This window comes from Schlesneria sp. (assembly GCF_036405755.1).
Lineage (GTDB): Bacteria > Planctomycetota > Planctomycetia > Planctomycetales > Planctomycetaceae > Schlesneria > Schlesneria sphaerica.
This window is the reverse complement of sequence record NZ_DASWWZ010000150.1, coordinates 1-3,902: the sequence shown is the minus strand read 5'-3', so window position 1 is coordinate 3,902 and position 3,902 is coordinate 1. Positions and strand designations below refer to the sequence as shown.

Sequence of the window (3,902 nt, the reverse complement as noted above, 5' to 3'; positions counted from 1 at the left end):
TGAAGTTCGAATTGAAGAAGTCCGACTTCTGACCGTTCAATTGGGGTGTCTTGGGGAACTGGTTCCAGATGATTGTATTGTGCGGTCTGTAGACTTGTCCAACATACAGGAAGGTGTATCCCGCTTGCAGTTGGGCCTTCTCGAAGACCTCCAGGCGGTTCAGATAGGGTACCAGATTGAAGACCGGGAACTTGACGTTGATCGATTGCTCGAACATTGGCGAAAAGTTGGTTGTCGTCTGGCTCGTGCTGAACGCCGTAAGGGTCGGGTCGTTCGGCATCTGAGGTACCGTATTGGGAGAAATGATATTGAAGGCATTCCCGATCCCATACCCCGTGATCTGACGTGAGGTCACGTTTGCCAGGGCTCCGAACTTCGTATTTCCCCACATCTGGAACTTGGCATTTTGAGGTCCCAGATCAAACCGCAACCCGATTTCAGGACCTGCCATCTGTGACAGAGTGGAGGAGACCAGATTCGAGTGAAGCACGTTCGGGTTCGAGAAGATTGCGTCCAGTGCAGATGGCGTCAGATATCCCGTCCCTGTCGTGGTTCCCCCGCCACCGCCGCCGTTATTACCACCTCCACCACCAGTTCCGCCGGATGACGGATCGTTGACTGTGTAACCCAGTCCACTGTCAGAGCCGTCAAAGCTGAAGCTTTCACGCAAGTGCAAGTACCGGGCACCGAGCAAGGGGCGAAGCTTGACAGCGCGACGCTCATAGATGGAATTGAAGTAATAGTCCGAGTTGGCCCCCATCAATTGCGAGTTAAACCGCAGGTACACACCCATGTCGTAGGGCTGGACCGCACCGTACTTGCCATCACCATCGGTATCTCCATCAGGACCCGTGCCGGTCGAAATGGTTCCGGTGGAGTTAGTAATCGTGCTGTTCGTTCCCGAACTGCCCAGAGGCAAACCAAACCAGGCATGCAGGTGCAACAGAGGATTGTAGTTACCGCTGAACTCATTAATATCGAGCAGCGGATCAACCAGATTCCAGCTGGAGGTCGCTCGCCCCTGGACAAAGCCCGAGACCACGAACCCGGTGTCATCCGGATTGAACCAACCCCACGTGCCCCTGAACCCGCCCGAGGTCATCACGTTCGCGAGGTTGCCCGTATCCTGTGCGGCAAAAATATTAACGACAGCCGCTCCACCTGTCCCGTTGCCTCCGCCGCCGTTGCCACCGCCGCCATTGGCGTTGACGTTGCGTGAAGGACCAGTGGTAAAGACTGCCTGATTGAATTGGGTCGTCCCAAAGATCAGGTTGCCTGTCGTAGTCGTACCCGTTCCATTTTGCCCTTGAAGAGCGTCAATCGACACGGGATTGACGCCGGGGGCACCAATCAGAGTCGAGTCTCCCCCACGTGTGTGGGCGAGCAACGCTTCTGCAGAGAAATAGTAGCGACGATTTCCCTGCAGGATTCTGTTGAACCAGAACCCATCTTCATAGGCCGTGGAATCCACGGGAGGCCCCGCGAATGGCGACACATTCGGCCATGCATTCGCATTCGGAGGATACCCCGCAGGCTGTATCCCGGAGTAGGTTTGTGGCACCTGACCATACGCTCCCGCGAATGGCGATGGCATCATTCCCATTCCCACCTGATCCGGATTCCCATTGGTCGGCATTCCCGGTGGTTGGGCCGTAGCCGTACCAACGCCCGCCAAGGCCAAACATCCACCCATCATTACAGCAAACCAGTGCCGTGTCCGCATCAGTCGTTCCCTGACTATGAACGCCGTGAACTCGGAACGTTCGCGAGTCTCGTCTCAGCTCCGAGAAGCCCGTTCTCCGCTCCCCAACGCAACGATAACTCAACGGGCGCAGCATTCTGCGCCTAGCGGAAGTATCGGCGCAGTCGTGTGGTAAACTGTACCGAACATTCGGATCGTATTGAAAATTCCACTTTTTCGGCTCTGGATCGCCCCCATCGGCAGAACCCGCCGAACCTCCGGCTCCTCCACGTCCCGCCCCGGCATCGAAACGGACTTACTTGAGAAGCGGGATACGGAGACCGATCGCGGGCGCGGAATCACGCTGAGAGCCGGGTCAAGCAGCCTTTCAGCAAGGGAATTCCGAACCCATTTGATCAATCTGCGGACGAATCCTGCACAGCAGCCCCCGGCATTCACTGAGAGCTCAGTACAAACGGGCCTGCTTCCTATCGCAGGTGGCTGAAGAGCGTTCTGGTGGCATTTGCCAGCGAAGTCAGATCATGCTTCGAACGGACACCCTCATACCCGGCCCGCGCGAGACGCTGCCGCAAGCTGGAATCTCGCAAAATCTGCTGAAGCAGTTCGGCAAGCGATTCGGTGCTGCCATTACGGGACAAGAGTCCCCCCCCAGTGGAATCAATCAGTTCGGGAAACGCAGCATGATCTGGCAGAACGACGGGAATTCCGTTCGCCCAGGCCTCCAGCACGTAAAGCCCCTTTGGTTCCTGGAAGCGTGCTGGCACGCTGAAGACATCCACCGATTTCATAAATTCGACTTTTTCCGCATGAGTCGGGGGACTCCCCACATACTCAAAGGCATCCCCGAGAGGTCTGGCCATTTCGACGACGGATTCAAAGTAGGACTGGTTTTGCGCCCCGAGATAGCCACCCGCTTTCAGCCGAATGCCGGGAATCTTCTGTTTCAGCCGAAGCACGCTTTCCACCAGCAGATCGAGTCCTTTTTCAGGACAAATACGGGCGAAATAGCCAACTGTGGGTGCGGTCCCCACAACCTCTTTGGGCCGTCCATCGTGCTTGGCACAGTCAATTGCCAGAGGGAATTCCAGAAACTTGCCGGGGGCCAGCGACAAATAGCGAGACATGTAGTCTCGATAGAACTTGCTGTGGACAATGTAGCCGTCGAACTCGGCCGCGCGTTCCGTCAAACGCTTCATGACCGTTGTCCGGTAGGGTTCGACTAATCCATCGAGAAAAACGTCGTCACCTTGCAATACACAGTAGACCGGGCCCGCATACCGTTTGCGCAATTCGCGCAAGGCACCTGAAAGCAATGCGTTGCTGAAACAGACGACATCCGGCTTCAGCGCCGCCACGAAATCGGCCAGCTCTTCCCCCGACTTGCGATGCGGTCCCAGTTCGCCATGAACCATTGATGCCGTCAGACTGCCCAATTTGGCGGCGTCGGTCTCGACTGCACCGCGAGTCGCCCTGCGGATGATCGCGGGGGAATCGAGCCAGCGTGTCAGAAACCGGGGTAGCCTTCGCCAGAATCCAAACTGATCGTTGAGGTAAGTGTTAATCCCGCCGAAAAAAATAGGGGACGACGTCTGGTCCTCTTCATCGACGCGAATCGGCGTGTAGAGCGGGATCAGCGAAACCTCGATACCGGCCCGGTGCAACGCGCGAGCCCATGTGTTGTCGTGCATGCACGAGCCGCAGAACATTCCCGCGCCGCCCGCGGTGATTATCGCCAAATGCATTTCAGACGTTACTCGACAAGTCCCATGGTGCTTTCAAGACTTGAACGAGATTAAGTTGTCTTCGGTCAAAAAACCACCCGGTGTGCTCTGGTTTCAGAAACGTCTGAGAATCCGCTCCATGGCGACGGATCGATGGGCTCTCGGCCGTTTTTGTCGGTGTTCTCGCACTGCCCCAGATTCAGTCTGAATTCAGCGTGATGTAAAGAAAAGCTTTGACCCAGATTGATCCGCCATAAATGCGACGCAACTATGTTCCCCGTTCGTTCCGAAGTGGCGACAAGTCGAATGCAATAACTACGAGAAATCTGTCTGAACAATTCCTACAGCACGTCGTATCAAAACTCCTTCAGCATTTCTCCGTCGGCACGATGTGCGAGATTGCGCAACAGATCCGGCGAGATATTCTGACTGATGAAACGGACGGAGCCGTCCCCCAGTACAAAGTGCCCCCCACCTGT

Annotated in this window: 2 protein-coding genes and 1 pseudogene; all 3 read right to left on the bottom strand. The window is 56.0% G+C overall.

The features are described 5' to 3' along the window. Positions 1-1,723, bottom strand: a pseudogene (locus tag VGE80_RS05110) (hypothetical protein); the annotation flags it as partial. A gap of 446 nt (positions 1,724-2,169) precedes the next feature. Further along, positions 2,170-3,444, bottom strand: coding sequence for a glycosyltransferase family 4 protein (locus VGE80_RS05105; protein ID WP_440591905.1), 1,275 nt, complete (start codon positions 3,442-3,444; stop codon positions 2,170-2,172). Positions 3,445-3,779: 335 nt separating this feature from the next. Continuing rightward, a partial coding sequence (locus VGE80_RS05100; RefSeq protein WP_440591906.1) for an H-X9-DG-CTERM domain-containing protein occupies positions 3,780-3,902 on the bottom strand: 123 nt, incomplete at its 5' end.

Coding starts and splice junctions, on each gene's coding strand:
- VGE80_RS05105 (WP_440591905.1), bottom strand. CDS start 3,444: ATGCATTTGGCGATAATCACCGCGGGCGGCGCGGGAATGTTCTGCGGC.